Raw genomic sequence first — 16,375 nt, forward strand, 5'->3', positions numbered from 1 at the left:
TGTCAGAAACGCAGCCCGAGCGAGATGCGCGACTGGTTCTCCGACGAGAAATTGACCTTGTGATCCCGGGCCATGCGCACGAAGAAGTCGCGATAGTCGTAGGTTAGCGCGACGCCATGGCCAGAAACCTTCGGCGCCTCCTCGGCCTCCCGGCCGCTTTTTTCGAAAAGGTCGAGCGTCAGGCGCTGGCGGTCCGCCCACTGCGTGCGTGCAACCAGATGGGTGACCGCCTGTTCGGTGTGCAGGCGGTTGTCCTTGACCGTATAGAGCGCCAGGCGGGTGCTCGGAATCAGGCTCGTGCCGATCCCATAAACGATGGAATCGTTGGGGTCGAAGTTCAGGTTGTAGTAGTCCCTGGCATTGGTCCGGCCGTAACCCAGCAAGGCATAGACCGAGGTGCCGATTTCCAGGCTGACCGCCGTCCCGGCAAACCCGTGGGTCGCCAGTTGCAGCGAGGGAATGAGCGTGGCGTAGCCGGCTTCGAGGGTGAATTCGTAGCCGGCCCGCGTCTGCTCGAATTCGGTACCGCGCCGGTAATAGCCGAGCCACAAGGCATGCGCCCCGCTGTTAGTACGCAAGTTGAGGTCAGTAGCCGAATGCTGGTTGGTCGTCGCGTAGTAGGACGGCGTCAGCTTGAATGCCCACGGCTCGCCAGCCTCGCCGGCACCCTCCGCCGTGCCCGGCCGCGATGCATCGGCCACGGCGGGCAGCGGAAGCATCGACAACAGCGCCAACAACAACGGCAGGAATTTTCCGGAAATCATGGCTGCATGATACCCGTTCGTCTTGCCGACTCCATCCCCGGTTTTCCTTGCCATCCACGGCGACGCCAAGCGGAGCCCGGAGCGGCCGGCCGGCGCCGCAAGGCACGCGCAAAATCGTGCCGAGTCCGAAATACACAAGCCAGCCGCCTTCTGGCATGCTCTCTTCCGCCATGCTCGCCACGCTCCGCTCGCTGCCCCGTACCGTCTGGTTTATCGGCCTGATCAGCCTGATCAACGATGCCGCCAGCGACATGCTGTATCCGCTGATCCCGCTCTACCTGGCCTCCGTGCTGATGGCCGGCCCCCGGGTGCTGGGTCTGATCGAAGGTATCGCCGAGGCGACGGCCAGCCTGCTCAAGCTGTTCTCGGGGGTGGTGCTCGACCGCACCCGGCGCGCCAAGCCATGGATCGTCTTCGGCTACGCGCTGGCCGGTTTTGCCCGCCCGCTGATCGCCTTCGTCACGGCCTGGCCAGCCCTGCTCTGCATCCGTTTTGCCGACCGTATCGGCAAGGGCCTGCGCTCATCGCCGCGCGATGCGCTCCTGGCCGCCAGCGTTCCCGCCGAGCAGCGCGGCCTCGCCTTCGGCCTGCACCGCGCCATGGACAACGCCGGCGCCGTCGTCGGCCCGCTCGTCGCGGCGGCCCTTCTGGCCAGCGGCATGGCGCTGCGCGAGGTCTTCCTGTGGTCGCTGCTGCCGGCCATCCTTTGCCTGTTGCTGGCCATGGCGATTCGCGAACCGGCCCACGAAGCCGCCGAGCACCGGCCATTCGACTGGCGCCTGAACGACATGCCGCCTGTTTTTCGTCGCTACCTCGTCGTCGTCGCGCTGTTCACGCTGGGCAATTCGTCGAACATGTTCCTGCTCCTACGGGCGCGCGAACTGGGTGTCGGCGAAGCCCAGATTCCCTTGCTGTGGGCTGCCATTTCGGCCGTCGCCACGGTTTTTTCCACGCCCCTGTCGGCACTCTCCGACCGCTTCGGGCGCCGCCACCTGCTGGTCGGCGGCTACCTCGCCTATGGCGTTTTCTATATCGCGCTCGGCAGCCTGGCTACGGAGGGCCTCTGGCTGTTTGCCCTTTTCGGCTTCTACGGCCTGTTCATGGCCGCCACCGAAGGCGTCGAAAAGGCGCTGGTCGCCGATCTGGCGCCGTCTGACCGGCGAGGAACGGCCTTCGGCTGGTTCAACCTGACCGCCGGCATCATGTTGCTGCCGGCCTCGCTGGCTTTCGGCTGGCTGTGGCAATCCGTGGCCAGCTGGCTGGCATTCGCCTTTTCCGGCACCTGCGCCCTGCTCGCCGCACTGTTGATGGCCCGCTGGGTGCTCCCCCGGCAAGCCGGGGTTCGAAACACCGATTGAGAACCGAACGGTGCCTTAAGGGAGCCTTAATCCGGCACCGGTAGACTCGTTTCCGACTCACTCCGGAACCTGTCATGCGCGCCCGACTTACCCTGTATTGCCTGATGCTGGGCCTCACCTGCCCTGCGCTCGCCCTTGCCGAAACGCTGACCCTGCAGACAGCCCAGCTGAAGGCGCTCGGCATCGCGACACAAGCCGTCGGTCATGCCGACGATGGCCGACCGGGCGGACTGCCCGCCCGCGTTATCGTGCCCAACGAGCAGATGCGGGTCGTCGCCGCCCCGGTCGGCGGCATGATCGAATGGCTCGCCGTTGCCCCTGGCACCCGCGTCAAACGCGGCCAGGAGGTCGCCCGGCTGGCCAGCCCACAGGCACTTGAACTGCAGCGCGATGCGCTGCAAGCCGGCAGTCAATCGGCCTTGCTGCAGCAGAACCTGAAGCGCGACGAGCAACTGTTCGCCGAGGGGCTGATTGCCGAATCGCGGCTGCAGGCCACACGCGCCGCCGCTGCCCAGGCCGGGGCGCAAGCCAGCGAACGGCGGCAGGGCCTGGCCTTGGCCGGCATCGCACCGGGCAAGCTGGGCGGGCCGTTGTCGCTGCTCGCACCGATCGATGGCGTCGTGCTCGAACAGGCCGTGCAACTGGGGCAACGCGTCGACACCTCGGCCCCGATCTACCGCATCGCCCGCCTGTCGCCGCTGTGGCTGGAAATTCAGGCTCCGTTGAGTCTGGCCGCCGGTTTGCGCGAAGGAATGCCGGTCAAGCTGGGCAATTCGGACATCAGCGGCAAGCTGATCGCCATTGGCCGGGCGGTGGACAGCGCGAGCCAGACCGTGCTGCTGCGCGCCAGCGTCGCCAAGGGAGCGGAAACGCTGACCCCGGGACAGGTCGTCGAGGTGGAGTTGGCCGGGATCGGCAGCGCCGGCGAGCGCCTGCCTGCCTCGGCGCTGTTCCGCCACGATGGGAAGACTTTCGCCTTCGTGCAGGTGGCCAGCGACGACAAGGGCGCCCGATTCGAGCCGCGTGCCCTGCGCGTGCTCAGCCAGGGAGGCGAGACGGTCGCGGTCGAGGGCGTCAAGGCCGAGGAACGGGTGGCCGTGAAAGGCGTTTCGGCGCTGAAGGCGATGCTGACCGGCGTCGGGAAAGAGTGATGCTGGCCGCTCTGATTCGCTTTTCGCTGACCCAGCGCCTGCTGGTTCTGGTTCTCACCGGGCTGCTCATCGGTGCCGGGATTGAGGCCTTCCTCGGTCTGCCCATCGATGCGTTTCCCGACGTATCGACCACCCAGGTCAAGATCATCCTGAAAGCACCCGGCATGACGCCGGAGGAAGTCGAGACGCGGATTGCCGTGCCGGTCGAACAGGAGATGCTGGGCATCCCGCACCAGCGCCTGCTGCGCTCGGTTTCCAAGTACGCGCTGACCGACATCACCATCGACTTCGCCGACGGCACCGATATCTACTGGGCACGCCAGCAGGTCGGCGAGCGGCTGGCGGCCGCCATGGGCAATCTGCCTCCGGGCGTTAACGGGGGCATGGCGCCGATCACCACGCCCCTGGGCGAGATGTTCATGTTCACCATCGAAGGCGACCTGCCGCTGGCCGACAAGCGCGCCCTGCTCGACTGGGTGATCCGTCCGCAACTGCGCACCATTCCCGGCGTCGCGGACGTCAACAGCCTGGGCGGCGAAGTACGGACTTTCGAGGTGGTGCCCAATCCCCGGCTGCTGGCCGCGCGCGGCCTGTCGCTGAAGGATCTGCAGAGCGTCCTCGAGACCAACAACCGCAACGACGGAGCCGGGCGCCTGAACGACGGCGAGGAATCGCTGCTGGTCCGCGCCGAAGGAGCGATCCGCCAGCTCGACGACGTGCGCGCCATCGTGCTGCAGGCACGGGATGGCCTCATCGTCCGCGTCGGCGATGTGGCCGAAGTGCGCTTCGGCGCCCTCACCCGCTACGGCGCGGTTTCCCAGAGCGGGCGCGGCGAAGCCGTCGAGGGCCTGGTTCTCGGCCTGCGTGGCGCCAATGCGCAATCGGTGGTCGCCGGCGTCAAGGCGCGTCTCGCCGACATCGCGCCGTCCCTGCCGGCCGGCGTCACCATCGTGCCGTTCTACGACCGCAGCAATCTGGTCGACCGGGCCATCGGCACCGTCTCCAAGGCCCTGCTCGAAGCCATCGTCCTCGTCGTCCTGCTGCTTCTGGCCTTTCTCGGCAACCTGCGCGCCGCCCTGGTCGTTGCCCTGATGCTGCCGCTGTCGGCGCTGGCCACTTTCATCCTGATGCGCCTGTTCGGGCTGTCGGCCAACCTGATGAGCCTTGGCGGCCTGGCCATCGCCATCGGCATGCTGGTCGACGCCGCCGTGGTCGTGGTCGAGAACGTCGAGAACCAGCTGGCCGACGCCCCGGAAAACCTGCCGACGCTGCACCTGATCTTCCGCGCCGCCCGCGAGGTCGCCGCGCCGGTGGCCTCGGGCATCGTCATCATCATCCTCGTCTTCCTGCCGCTGCTCACGCTGCAGGGACTGGAGGGCAAGATGTTCGGCCCGGTCGCGCTGACCATCGTCTTCGCCCTGGCCTCGTCGCTGCTACTGTCGCTGATCGTGGTCCCGGTGCTGGCGGCGGCGCTGATCCGGCGCGGCGTGCATCACGAACCCTGGCTGGTGCGCCGGATGTCGGCGGCTTACGATCGTCTCCTCAGCTCGGTACTCTCCCGCAGCCGCCCCTACATCGTTGCCGCCCTGCTGGCCCTGGCCGCGGCTGTCGGCGCCTTCGGCTGGCTCGGCAAGAGCTTCATGCCGACCATGGACGAAGGCGACCTGATCATGCAGCTGGAAAAACTGCCATCGATCGGCCTCGAACAAACCATCGCCATCGACACCGCCGTTCAACAGGCCATCCTGAAACAGGTGCCGGAGGTGAAAGCCATTGTCGCGAGGGCCGGTTCGGACGAACTGGGCCTCGACCCGATGGGCCTCAACCAGACCGACACCTTCATGGTGCTGCAACCGCGCGCCACCTGGCGCCAGCCCGACCCGGCCTGGCTGGCCGACCAGTTGCGCGCCGTGATGGCCGACTTTCCGGGTATCGGCTATGCCTTCACCCAGCCCATCGATATGCGTGTTTCCGAAATGCTGACCGGCGTGCGCGGCGACCTGGCGATCAAGATATTCGGCCCCGAACTGGCGACGCTGAACCGTCTGGCCCACGACATCGAAACGACGGTCAAGAAGGTGCGCGGCGCCGAAGATACCTTCACGCTGAAGAACGACGGCGTGCAATACCTGAAAGTCGCCGTCGACCGCCTGGCCGCCGGCCGCCTCGGACTCAATGTCGACGATGTGCAGAACGACCTGAAAGCCCTGCTCGAAGGCCGTACCGTCGGCATCGTGATCGAACAGGGACGGCGCACGCCCGTCGTCCTGCGCGGCCCGGCCAGCCTGCGCGGCTCGCCGGCCGACTTCGAGGCCCTGCGCCTGTCGCTGCCCGGCGGCGGCAGCGTGCCGCTGGCCGACGTGGCGCGCATCCAGCGCGTCGACGGTCCGGTCAAGGTGGATCGCGAGAATGCCCAGCGCTATGTCGTCGTCCAGTCCAACGTCCGCGACCGTGACCTGGTTGGTTTTGTCGACGACGCACGGGCCGCCGTCGAACGCGAGGTCAAGCTGCCCAAGGGCTACCGCCTGGCCTGGGGCGGCCAGTTCGAAAACCAGCAACGGGCCGCTGCCCGCCTGATGATCGTGGTGCCCATCGCCCTGTTGCTCATCTTCTTCCTGCTTTTTTCCACCTTCCGCTCGGTGCGCCAGGCGCTCCTGGTCCTTTCCAACATCCCGTTCGCCATGATCGGCGGCATTTTCGGCCTGCTGATCGCCGGCGAGTACCTCTCCGTGCCGGCTTCGGTCGGCTTCATCGCCCTGCTCGGCATCGCCGTGCTCAACGGCGTGGTGATGGTCAGCTACTTCAACCAGTTGCTGGCGCGCGGCCTGCCCGTCGCCGAAGCGGTGGTCGAAGGAGCCAAGCGCCGGCTGCGCCCGGTGATGATGACCGCCAGCATCGCCGCCTTCGGCCTGCTGCCCATGCTCTTCGCCAGCGGCCCCGGCGCCGAGGTGCAACGCCCGCTGGCCATCGTGGTCATCGGCGGCCTGCTCACCTCGACCGCCCTCACCCTGATCCTGCTGCCCATCCTGTTCCGGCAATTCGGTGTCGCTCCGGCACGCTCCCTGAACGAGAAATCCCATGGCTGATGTCCTGCTCACCCTGATCATGCCCGACGATATCGCCCGGCACGTCGAAGACCTGCTCCTGTCGCGCCCCGATCTCGTTCCCGGCTTCACGACCCATGCCGCCGACGGTCATGGCACCGTCATTCCCCTGGTCGAGGATGCCGAACTGGTCGCCGGCCATGCACCGCGCACCGTTATCCGCACCGTCGGCCCCGAGGCGGACAAGCGTGAAGTGCTGGCCCTGATCAAGCACCAGCTGCCCCGTGCCAGCATCTTTTTCTGGATCACCCCGGTCATCGCGGCGGGGCACCTGTGAAACGCGTCGCCCTGCTCCTTTTGGCAAGCATCGGCGGCCCCGCCCTGGGCGCCGGGCCGACCCCCGACCTGCCACCCACCGAAGTCGTCGCCCGCGTCCTGCGCGGCAATCCCGGCGTGCAAGCCGCAGCCAGCCAGATCCGCGTCGAGGAGGCGAACCGGACGCGACTCGAAGCCGGCGCCTACGAATGGTCGGTCCGCCTGGGCGCCCAACAGCGCCGGGTCAGTCCCGTGGCCGCCAGCAGCGACCGCTTCAATGAGTGGAATGCGGCGCTCGAACGCCCCTTCCGACTGCCCGGCAAGGCCGGACTCGACGCGGAGCTCGGCGCCGCCGGCGTCTCGCTGGCCGAAACCGCTTACGGCGACACCCTGCACGAATCCAGCCGCATGCTGCTCAAAGCCTGGTTCAGCTGGCTGAAGGAAAGCGCCGCGGCAAGCCAGTGGGATGAGCAGGTCGCCCTGCTCGACAAACAGACCAGATCGGTCGGGCGCCGCCAGCAACTCGGCGACGCCGCCCGCATCGAAACCATCCAGAGCGAGGCAGCCATGGCGCAGGCCGAGGCGCAGCGTGTCCAGGCCCGCATTCGCCAGCAGACCGCCGGCGAAGACCTCCGGCGCCGCTTTCCGGGCCTGCCGATCGTTGCCCCGGCCGGCCTGAGCGAGCCGACGGCGATTCCCGGCAGCGACGAGGAATGGATCAACCGCCTGCTCGAACACAGCCACGAATACCAGCTGGCCCGCCAGGAGGCGCAGCGCGCCCAGATCATGGCCGGGCGCAGCAGTCGGGACCGGCTGCCGGACCCGACGGTCGGCCTGCATGTTTCGCGCGAACGGGCCGGCGAAGAACGCGTGGTCGGCGCCTATGTCAGCATTCCGCTATCCGGCACCGCCCGGCGGGCCAGCAGCGATGCGGCGCTGGCCCAGGCCGAGGTGGCCGGCCGCCGCGAGGCCGCCAGCAGCCAGAAAATCGTGGCCGAAGCCGTCGCCCTGGTCCAGTCGGCACAAGCCGCCGTACCGGGCTGGCAGGCGGCGCGCCAGGCCGCCGAACGCTTGACCCGGGCTGCCGACATGACGGCGCGGGCCTATCAGTTGGGTGAAGGCAGCCTGAACGATCTGCTGACAGCCCGGCGGCTGGCCAACGAAGCCCAGCTCTCGGCCCGCCTGCTCCAGCTCGATGCCCTCGAACTGCGCTACCGCCTGCTGCTCGACGCGCATCAACTGTGGGATCTCGACTGAGCGCCACCGAAGAACGCCTGGAAACCCTGCCGATACGGGGCACAACAGGATTCGGCCACCGCCTCCGGCGGCCGTTAAGCGTGCTTTAAGCCTGGGCTAAGAGGTACTTAAGGCAAGGCCCCTAGACTGGTTCCCATGCCATCACGGAGAACCTGCATGAAAACCATCGCCATCCTGCTGCTGACGGGCACCAGCCTGCTCAGCCACGCCGGAACCCCACAACAGATCGGCCAGGCCTACGCTCAGGAAGCCAGCAGCCAGATCCCCGGCTTCAGCGCCAGCGCCGCGCGCGGAAAAGACTTCTTCCACCGGCGTTTCGACGTCAACGCCAAAATGCCCGGCTGCACCGCCTGCCATACCGACAATCCGCTTGCCGTCGGCCAGCACGCGGTTACCGGCAAGGCCATACGCCCGCTCGCGGTGTCGGCCAACGGCGAACGCCTGAGCGATCCGGCCAAGGTCGAGAAATGGTTTGGCCGCAACTGCAAGGAAGTCCTGGGACGGGCCTGCAATGCCGCCGAAAAAGCCGATTTCGTTGCCTATATGAGCGAGGCGCGCTGACATGAGAAAACTGTTGACGATCCTCGGGCTCGGATTTGCCCTTCCCGTACTGGCCGACAATCTCCCGCTGCCGAGCGGAACGCCGGCCAGCTACAAGAGCGAATGCGGCAGCTGCCACCTTCCCTACCCCCCTGCGTTGCTTGCCGCCGACCACTGGCGGCGCATCATGAGCCAACTGGGCGATCACTTCGGCAGCGATGCCACACTGGATGCGCGGCAATTGCAGGAAATCCGGACATTTCTCGAGAACGCCGCCGGCCGGCCGGAACGTCTCGGCAGTGCCGGCGACCCGCCGCGCATTTCGCAAACCCAACGCTTCATCCGCAAGCACCGGGAAGTCCCCGCCCGCTTCTGGAGCGACCCGCGCGTCAAATCGGCCGCCAACTGCGAGGCCTGCCACCGTGGCGCGGCGACAGGAAATTTCGGCGAGCACGACATCGCCATTCGGGAATTAAGGAGGTAAATCATGCAAAAGATCCTGGTCTGGGACTGGCCGGTACGCATCGGCCACTGGCTCATGGTCGGCGGTTTTGTCATCGCCTGGCTGACCTCGGAAAGCGAGACGTTCCGCTTGCTGCATGTCTGGTCTGGCAGCGCAGTCATCTCCGTTGCCGCCTTTCGCCTGATATGGGGTGTGGTCGGAACCCGCCACGCCCGTTTTTCCAGCTTCGTACGCGGCCCGCGCGCCGTCCTCGCCTACCTCGGCAGCCTGCTCCGCCTGCAACCCCGGCACCACACCGGCCACAACCCGGCCGGCGGCTGGGCAATCGTGGCCTTGCTCGCGCTGGGCGTACTGACCGGCGCCAGCGGCTGGGCAACCTACAACGAACTGGGCGGCCACTGGCTGGAGGAACTGCACGAGGGCCTGGCCGCCGCCATGCTGGCGGTGGTGCTCGTGCATCTGGCCGGCGTCTTCTCGGGCAGCCTGCTGCATGGCGAAAACCTCGTTCGCGCCATGCTCACCGGCCGCAAGGCGGGAGAACCCGGCGAGGCGATTTCCTCGGCCCGCCCGCTGGCTGCCGTCACCCTGCTGGCCTGGCTGCTCACCGCCAGCTGGTGGCTGACTAGCTGATAGAATCCGGCCATGCGTATCCTGCTTGTCGAAGACGATCCCGAACTGGGCGACGGCCTGATGGTTGGCCTGCGCCAGGCCGGCTTCGCGGTCGACTGGCTGCGCGATGGCCAGGCCGCTGACCAGGCGCTGCACACCGAAATCTTCGATTTCGTCGTACTCGATCTCGGCCTGCCCCGCCTGTCCGGCATGGAGGTGCTGAATCGCGCCCGCCATCGGGGGCAGACCATGCCCATCCTGATCCTGACGGCGCGCGACGCCACCGGCGACAAGGTCTCCGGGCTGGATGCCGGCGCCGACGACTACCTGGTCAAGCCAATCGACCTCGATGAACTGACGGCCCGCATCAGGGCATTGACCCGCCGCTCGGCCGGCCGGGCCGCCCCCCTGCTGGTTCATGGCGAGCTGGCCGTCGACCCGGCGGCGCACGTCGTCACTCTGAACGGGCAGGCGGTCGAGCTGTCCAGCCGCGAATTCTCGCTGCTCCAGCTGCTGCTTGAAAACGCCGGCCGCGTGCTGACCCGCACGCAACTCGAACAGTCGCTCTACGGCTGGCGCGATGAGCCCGACAGCAACGCGCTGGAAGTCCACATCCACCATCTGCGCAGAAAACTCGGCAGCGACTTGATCCGGACGCTGCGCGGCGTCGGCTACACCATCCCGAAATGACCACCGCCTGGTTCTCGCTGCGTCGACGGCTGCTCGGCCTGCTGCTCGGCGGCGTCTCGGCAGCCTGGCTGGCAACCATGGTGTTCAGTTATATCGATGCCCACCATGAAGTCGACGAGTTGTTCGACGCCCAGCTCTCGCAGGCCGCCCAGACGCTGCTCGCGCTGGCCAGCCATGAAGGCGGCGAAGGCGTCGAGGACCTCGGTGTCGCTGCCCACAAGTACCAGCGCCAGTTACGCTTCCAGATCTGGCGCTCCGACGGCAACTTGCTGATCCGCTCGAACAATGCGCCGGAAACCCCGCTGACGACCGCCCGCGGCTTCTCGGAGACCCACGGAGACGACGGTCACTGGCGCCACTTCAGCCAATGGAACGATAGCCGCAGCCTGCAGGTCCAGGTCAGCGAGAACCATCACATCCGCGACGAACTGATCGGCCATATCGCCTGGCGGCTGCTCTTCCCCGCCCTCTTCGGCCTGCCGCTGATCGGCCTTTGGGTCTGGCTAGCCACCCGTCAGGGCCTGTCCTCGCTGAACGGCGTGGCGCACCAGATCGCCAGCCGCGATCCGCAACAGCTCCAGGCCATTCATCCGGTTGCCGCTCCGGAGGAAATCCGCCCGCTGATCGAAGCGCTGAACGGGCTCTTTCAGCGCGTCGAACAAACCCTCGAGGCGGAGCGCCGTTTCACGGCCGACGCGGCACACGAATTGCGCACGCCGCTGGCAGCCCTTCAGGCCCAACTCCAGGTGGCCCAGCGAGCCCGCGACAGCGAGGAGCACGACCGCTCGCTGCAACAGTTGCAAAGCGGTTTGACCCGCGCCGCCCACCTCGTGGACCAGATGCTGCTGCTCGCCCGCCTCGATCCTGAGTCCGGCCTGCCCGACCCGCAACCGGTCGATTTGGCCGCCCTGACTGAATCCGTCTGCGCCGACCTCGGCCCGCAGATCCTGGCCCGCAACATCGATTTCGACTTCGACTCGGTCAGCCCGGCAACCCTGACCGGGCAAGGCGAGTGGTTGCGGGTGCTGATCCGCAACCTGGTCGACAATGCCGTGCGCTACACGCCCGAAGGCGGCCAGGTGTCGGTCCGTATCAGGCGCGACGCCGACAAGCTGACACTCTCGGTCAGCGACAGCGGTCCCGGCATCCCGCCGGAGGCACGCGCCACCGTTCTCCAGCGTTTCCACCGGCTGAACCAGGCCGAGCAACCGGGAAGCGGCCTGGGGCTGGCCATCGTGGCACGCATCGCCGAACTGCACGGGGCGCAGTTGTACCTCGATAGCGCCCCTATGACCAAAGGCCTAAATATCGGAGTACAATTTACCACACGCTGCGCCGCACCATGACAGCAGCATGGAAAAAATAGAGGCCGGTCAAAAAAAGCCGGCCCGCCAAAATGCACAGGCACTCACCCCATGAATACTGCACAATCGCTAACCCCCCCGCCAACCGCTGCGCGTGATTGCCCGGAAGGTACGCGGCGGATCGTCGACGGCCGCGAACGCGTGATGTACGACGGCTACTGGATCAAGACCTACCCTGTTCCCGCCGATACGCTGGAAGCCAAGAAAAAGCTGATCGATGCCCTGACCCGGCGCCTTTTCAACCATACCGAGCATGGCCTGAACATTCCCGGCACCCGTCTCAACGAAGCGCGCGAAAGCTACGAGACCGAAACCGACGAGGCACGCAAGCGCGTCAAGGGCGCCATGCTGGCCGGCGCGTTGTTCAACCGGGCAGCCGACATTTTCCGCAAGCTGGTCGAACTGCAGGCCTGCGGCATCGAAATCCTCAGCGACAACCCGCTGATGCGCGAGTGCGGCAAATGCCTGCTCGACGCCATGGAACTGGGACGTTGCGTGCTGCACCGCAGCGGCGAGGAAGGCATCGACGAACTGTGGGGCGAACCCTTCCGTGCCTTCTCCATTCCGCTCGAAGACTTCTACGAAAGCCGCTACATCAAGATCGGCCAGGTCCTGCGCGACATCGACAAGATTTCCCTGGCCATGATCGAGACCTTCAGCGGCATTCCGGCATTTGCCGATATCGAGGCCCCGCTCCTCGATCTGGCGACCGCCGCCAAGATCAAGACCGAAACCCTGCGCACCGACAGCGAAATCTTCGACGTCTGGGCGCGCATGGTCACCGCCGGCGAGCGCCTGTCGGACATCGACTGGCATCACGAGTCAGCCGGCGACAACTCGCCGCAAACCTACAATCTTTCCGACGGCCTGCAACTGATCCGCCAGGGGCGCGACCTCATTTTCTACATCTCGCGCGCCCGTACGGCCATGCCGAAAAGCACGCGGGAATACATCGAACGCTGCCGCGGCTATCTGACGACCGGCCGCGCACCAGTCGCCAACGGTCCGCTTCCGGTCTGAGTACCGGAATCGACAATTAATTTGTTAAAAACAACAAATTAAACAGACGCAACCTATCGCCCACCGGCGGCGTGCCGACAACCCGAAAAGCATCTTGCGCACTTCAACTCCGCAAGATTTCACTCTCGCAATAGCGATACCGGCCGCTGTCCGCGTCCCCCTCTCCCGGGCTAAAGACGCCAACATTTTTTACACATTTACGGTTTGTGCGGTCCTATAATGAGCATTCAATAATAAACCGGGGGCAGCGTTGCTTCATACGCGCAACCATAAATCCGAGGGGTTCATCATGAGTATTTCGAAGCGCCTGTATCTGTTGATGGCGACAGCCGTCATTGCTCTGATTCTGGTTTCCGGATTCGGTTACCTGCAGATGAAGAAAGTCTACGACGCGGCCAACGAAGGAAACATCAACGTCGTGCCTAGCGTACTCATCCTCGGCGAGGCGCGCCAGGAGTTCATGCAGATGCGAATCCGCGTTTATCGCCTCGTAACCACCAGCGACCCGCAAAAACGCGACAACGTGTTGAAATCGATCGAAGAAGCCCGTACGAACCTCCAGAAGGAACTGAAAGCCTATGAACCCTTGGTTTCAGATGCAGAGGACCGCCGCCTGCTCGACGAGGTTCATAAAGGGCTGGCGAACTATATCCAGGTCACTGCCCCTATCCTCGATCTTGCGAAACAAGGCCGGAACGAAGAAGCGCTGAAGCATTTTGAAGAAGTAACCCATCATGCTCAGGCGCTGCAACAGTCGTTCGCGGATCACATGCATTACAACAAGACACTCAGCGACAAGGCCACTGCCGACGGTGCAGCCACCCTGACATCGGCAACCTGGACCTCCGCCATTGTTTCGCTGATTGCCATTGTTGTCGTCGGCATTCTCGGCCTGCAGATTCGCAGCGCCCTGATGGCCCGCCTGAATGAAGCCAACCGGATGGCGGCCGGCATCGCCTCCGGCGATCTTTCCGCCCGCAACACACCCAGCCAGATCGGCAGCGACGAAGCCGGGCAACTGATCCAGGCCATGGAAAAAATGCGCCGGGACCTGGCCGACGTGGTCAGCCACATTTCCAGCTGCAGTGACCGCCTGGCCCATTCGGCCGGTGAGTTGTCGACCACCGCGCAACAGGTATCGAACAGCACGCAGAACCAGTCCGGTTCGACGGCCGCCTCCGCTGCCGCACTCGAACAACTGACCGTCAGCATCGACCATGTCGGCGACAGTGCAGTCGATGCCAGCGAGCGTGCAAACGAAGCTGGCAGCCTGGCGATCGAGAGCGGCAAGGGTGTCGACACGGCAGCCGCCCAGATTCATCAGGTGGCGGAGAGCATCGACCAGACCGCCCGACAGATTCAGCTGCTGTCCGAACACGTACATCAGATCGGCAATATCACCACCGTCATCCGCGACGTTGCCGACCAGACCAACCTGCTGGCCCTCAACGCCGCTATCGAAGCCGCCCGCGCCGGCGAGCAGGGGCGCGGCTTTGCCGTGGTCGCCGACGAGGTACGCAAGCTGGCCGAACGGACGACGCTGTCGGTCCAGGAAATCAGCAGCGTGATCAGCACCATCCAGGGCAGCGTGGCGACGACGGTCGACAGCATGCAATCCAACTGCAAGCTGGTGGCCGGCGTGGTCACCTCGGCTCAGCAGGCCAGCAGTTCCATGCACGGCATCCGCGAGGCGACCGAAACGGTGCGCGACGCGATTGCCGGCATTTCCGAAGCCATGCGCGAGCAGCGCAGCGCATCGACCGAACTGTCGCGCAATGTCGAAGGCATCGCCCAGATGTCCGAGGAAAACACGTCGGCGGTCGCTTCGGTCGCCAGCACTGCGAATACGTTGGTCGGGGTTTCCGGCGAACTGAAATCGGCGGTTGCCCGGTTCAGGCTATAACCATTCGCATCAGGCACAGCAAAAAGGCCGGGGAGCAATTCCCGGCCTTTTTCATGGGATGAAGGGCAAGACCAGATCGGCGGTACGCCCCACTCCACCGCAAATGCGGTCGCACACCGCGCAAAAGGTTTGCACCGCCCGGCTTTCGTGACGGCGCGCATGCCGCACGCGGTAGAAATGACGGCGCAAGTCCAACTGGGGGGTAGCGATTTCAACCAGGCTGCCGCGGCGAAACGCCTCGCGCAGCGCCAGCCGGGATAGGCAGCCGATACCAAGATTGGACTCGACCGCCCGCTTGATCGCCTCGGTGTGCTCCAGTTCCAGGCGCAAGTTGTAGCGCCCGAGCAGAGGCGCCACACCCCGGTCGAACTGGCGACGCGTACCCGAACCCAGTTCGCGCAGTATCCAGGCCTGCCCGGCCAGGGTGGCCGTATCCGCCGCTCCAGCCGCCGCCAACGGATGCGCAGGCCCACAGAACACCACCAGTTCGTCTTCCAGCCACGATTCGACGAGCAGATCCGGATGACTGACCTCGCCCTCGATCAGGCCGATATCGCAATCGAAGCGCAACAAGCGCTCGACGATGCTCTGGGTATTTGCCACCTGCAGGCTGACCGGCGCCTCGGGGTGCTGCTGCATGTATTCGGCAATGACCAGCGTCCCGAGATAATTGCCGATGGTCAGCGTCGCGCCTACCGTCAGCGGCGCCAAAACGCCGCCCCCCAGGCAGGACTCGATTTCCCGGGCCTGATCGAGCAATTGCTCGGCCATCGGCAACAAGGCGCGCCCGGAGGCGTTGAGGTGCAGCGACTTGCCGATGCGATCGAACAACGGGCAATCGAATTGCCGCTCCAATTCGACCAGCGCATTGCTGGCCGCCGACTGCGACATGCAGAGGCGCCCGGCAGCCCGCGACACGTTTTGCTCGCGGGCGATGGCCGAGAAGATTTCGATCTGGCGCAGACTGAATTTCATATCGATTATTCAAATAAGCAATACACAAATTATCCGCTTACATGAATCAATAACAAGACTACACTGAGAAGATCATCCATCTTGTAGCGATTGCCGAACCATGAGCGCCTTCAACACCGAAACCGTCCTTTCCGTCCATCACTGGAACGACAACCTGTTCAGCTTCCGCACCACGCGCGACCAGGCCCTGCGCTTCACCAACGGCCAATTCGTGATGATCGGCCTGGAAGTCAATGGACGGCCGCTGATGCGCGCCTACAGCGTGGCCAGCGCCAACTACGAAGAGCATCTGGAGTTCTTCAGCATCAAGGTGCAGGACGGCCCGCTGACGTCGCGCCTGCAGCACCTGAAGGCGGGCGACTCGCTGCTCGTCAGCCGAAAACCGACCGGCACGCTGGTCCTGCGCGACCTCAAGCCGGGCAAGCGCCTCTTCCTGTTCGCCACCGGCACCGGCCTTGCCCCCTTCATGAGCCTGATCCACGATCCGGAAACCTACGAGCGCTTCGAAAAGGTCATTCTCATCCACGGCGTACGGTGGACCAACGAACTGGCCTACCACGACTACATCGAGGAAGACCTCAAGGACCACGAATACCTCGGCGACGACATCCGCGACAAGCTGATCTACTACCCGACGGTGACCCGCGAGGCCTTCCGCAACGAGGGGCGGCAGACCGACCTGATCCACTCCGGCAAGCTGTTCGCCGACATCGGCCAGCCGCCGCTCGACCCGGCCACCGACCGCGCCATGATTTGCGGCAGCCCAGCCATGCTCAAGGAAATCTCGACCATGCTCGACGGCTTCGGCTTCCAGATTTCCGGGCATATCGGCGAGGCCGGCGACTACGTGATCGAACGCGCCTTCGTCGAACAGTAGGCGGTGCCATCCGCGGCCGCCTGGCGCGGCAACGCGGAATTTTGA

At 65.3% G+C, this 16,375-nt stretch carries 15 protein-coding genes; 13 read left to right on the plus strand and 2 right to left on the minus strand.

Annotation, left to right across the window (positions count from 1 at the left end):
* Positions 1 to 2 precede the first annotated feature (2 nt).
* Positions 3 to 764: a hypothetical protein gene (locus F1002_RS16235; protein ID WP_150430085.1), complete on the minus strand. Its 762-nt coding sequence runs from the start codon at positions 762 to 764 to the stop codon at positions 3 to 5.
* Positions 765 to 919: 155 nt separating this feature from the next.
* Here F1002_RS16235 and F1002_RS16240 point away from each other — a divergent pair, with 155 nt between their 5' ends.
* The 12 genes from F1002_RS16240 (at position 920) to F1002_RS16295 (ending at position 14,478) form a co-directional block, all read left to right on the plus strand.
* A complete protein-coding gene (locus F1002_RS16240; protein ID WP_223879641.1) occupies positions 920 to 2,122 on the plus strand; it encodes an MFS transporter in 1,203 nt (400 codons plus the stop codon).
* A gap of 74 nt (positions 2,123 to 2,196) precedes the next feature.
* The gene (locus tag F1002_RS16245; RefSeq protein WP_150430086.1) at positions 2,197 to 3,273 is read left to right on the plus strand and encodes an efflux RND transporter periplasmic adaptor subunit; all 1,077 of its coding nucleotides are present in this window, start codon (positions 2,197 to 2,199) and stop codon (positions 3,271 to 3,273) included.
* Entirely contained in the window at positions 3,273 to 6,359 is a 3,087-nt protein-coding gene (locus tag F1002_RS16250; protein ID WP_150430087.1) for an efflux RND transporter permease subunit, read from the plus strand. The genes F1002_RS16245 and F1002_RS16250 overlap by 1 nt, the downstream gene beginning before the upstream one ends.
* The gene (locus F1002_RS16255) at positions 6,352 to 6,654 is read left to right on the plus strand and encodes a DUF3240 family protein (protein WP_150430088.1); all 303 of its coding nucleotides are present in this window, start codon (positions 6,352 to 6,354) and stop codon (positions 6,652 to 6,654) included. The genes F1002_RS16250 and F1002_RS16255 overlap by 8 nt, the downstream gene beginning before the upstream one ends.
* Positions 6,651 to 7,889 (plus strand): TolC family protein, encoded by a 1,239-nt coding sequence (locus F1002_RS16260; protein ID WP_150430089.1) that lies wholly within the window; start codon positions 6,651 to 6,653, stop codon positions 7,887 to 7,889. Before F1002_RS16255 ends, F1002_RS16260 begins: the two co-directional genes overlap by 4 nt.
* A gap of 156 nt (positions 7,890 to 8,045) precedes the next feature.
* Complete coding sequence (locus F1002_RS16265) at positions 8,046 to 8,450, plus strand: DUF1924 domain-containing protein (protein WP_150430090.1); 405 nt, start codon at positions 8,046 to 8,048, stop codon at positions 8,448 to 8,450.
* Position 8,451: 1 nt separating this feature from the next.
* Positions 8,452 to 8,913 (plus strand): diheme cytochrome c, encoded by a 462-nt coding sequence (locus F1002_RS16270; protein WP_150430091.1) that lies wholly within the window; start codon positions 8,452 to 8,454, stop codon positions 8,911 to 8,913.
* Positions 8,914 to 8,916: 3 nt separating this feature from the next.
* Complete coding sequence (locus tag F1002_RS16275) at positions 8,917 to 9,522, plus strand: cytochrome b/b6 domain-containing protein (RefSeq protein ID WP_150430092.1); 606 nt, start codon at positions 8,917 to 8,919, stop codon at positions 9,520 to 9,522.
* Between the two features lie 12 nt (positions 9,523 to 9,534).
* Entirely contained in the window at positions 9,535 to 10,191 is a 657-nt protein-coding gene (locus F1002_RS16280) for a response regulator transcription factor (RefSeq protein WP_150430093.1), read from the plus strand.
* Positions 10,188 to 11,537: an ATP-binding protein gene (locus F1002_RS16285; RefSeq protein WP_150430094.1), complete on the plus strand. Its 1,350-nt coding sequence runs from the start codon at positions 10,188 to 10,190 to the stop codon at positions 11,535 to 11,537. The genes F1002_RS16280 and F1002_RS16285 overlap by 4 nt, the downstream gene beginning before the upstream one ends.
* A gap of 69 nt (positions 11,538 to 11,606) precedes the next feature.
* A complete protein-coding gene (locus F1002_RS16290; protein WP_150430095.1) occupies positions 11,607 to 12,575 on the plus strand; it encodes a hypothetical protein in 969 nt (322 codons plus the stop codon).
* 289 nt (positions 12,576 to 12,864) lie between these two features.
* Positions 12,865 to 14,478: a methyl-accepting chemotaxis protein gene (locus F1002_RS16295; RefSeq protein WP_150430096.1), complete on the plus strand. Its 1,614-nt coding sequence runs from the start codon at positions 12,865 to 12,867 to the stop codon at positions 14,476 to 14,478.
* A 51-nt stretch (positions 14,479 to 14,529) separates the two neighbouring features.
* Here the strand turns inward: F1002_RS16295 and F1002_RS16300 are convergent, their stop codons facing one another.
* Positions 14,530 to 15,453, minus strand: coding sequence for a LysR family transcriptional regulator (locus F1002_RS16300; RefSeq protein WP_150430097.1), 924 nt, complete (start codon positions 15,451 to 15,453; stop codon positions 14,530 to 14,532).
* Between the two features lie 100 nt (positions 15,454 to 15,553).
* Here F1002_RS16300 and F1002_RS16305 point away from each other — a divergent pair, with 100 nt between their 5' ends.
* On the plus strand, positions 15,554 to 16,330 hold the full coding sequence (locus F1002_RS16305; RefSeq protein WP_150430098.1) for a ferredoxin--NADP reductase: 777 nt from the start codon (positions 15,554 to 15,556) through the stop codon (positions 16,328 to 16,330).
* The last annotated feature ends 45 nt before the right edge of the window (positions 16,331 to 16,375 follow it).

Source organism: Dechloromonas sp. CZR5 (assembly GCF_008711155.1).
Lineage (GTDB): Bacteria > Pseudomonadota > Gammaproteobacteria > Burkholderiales > Rhodocyclaceae > Azonexus.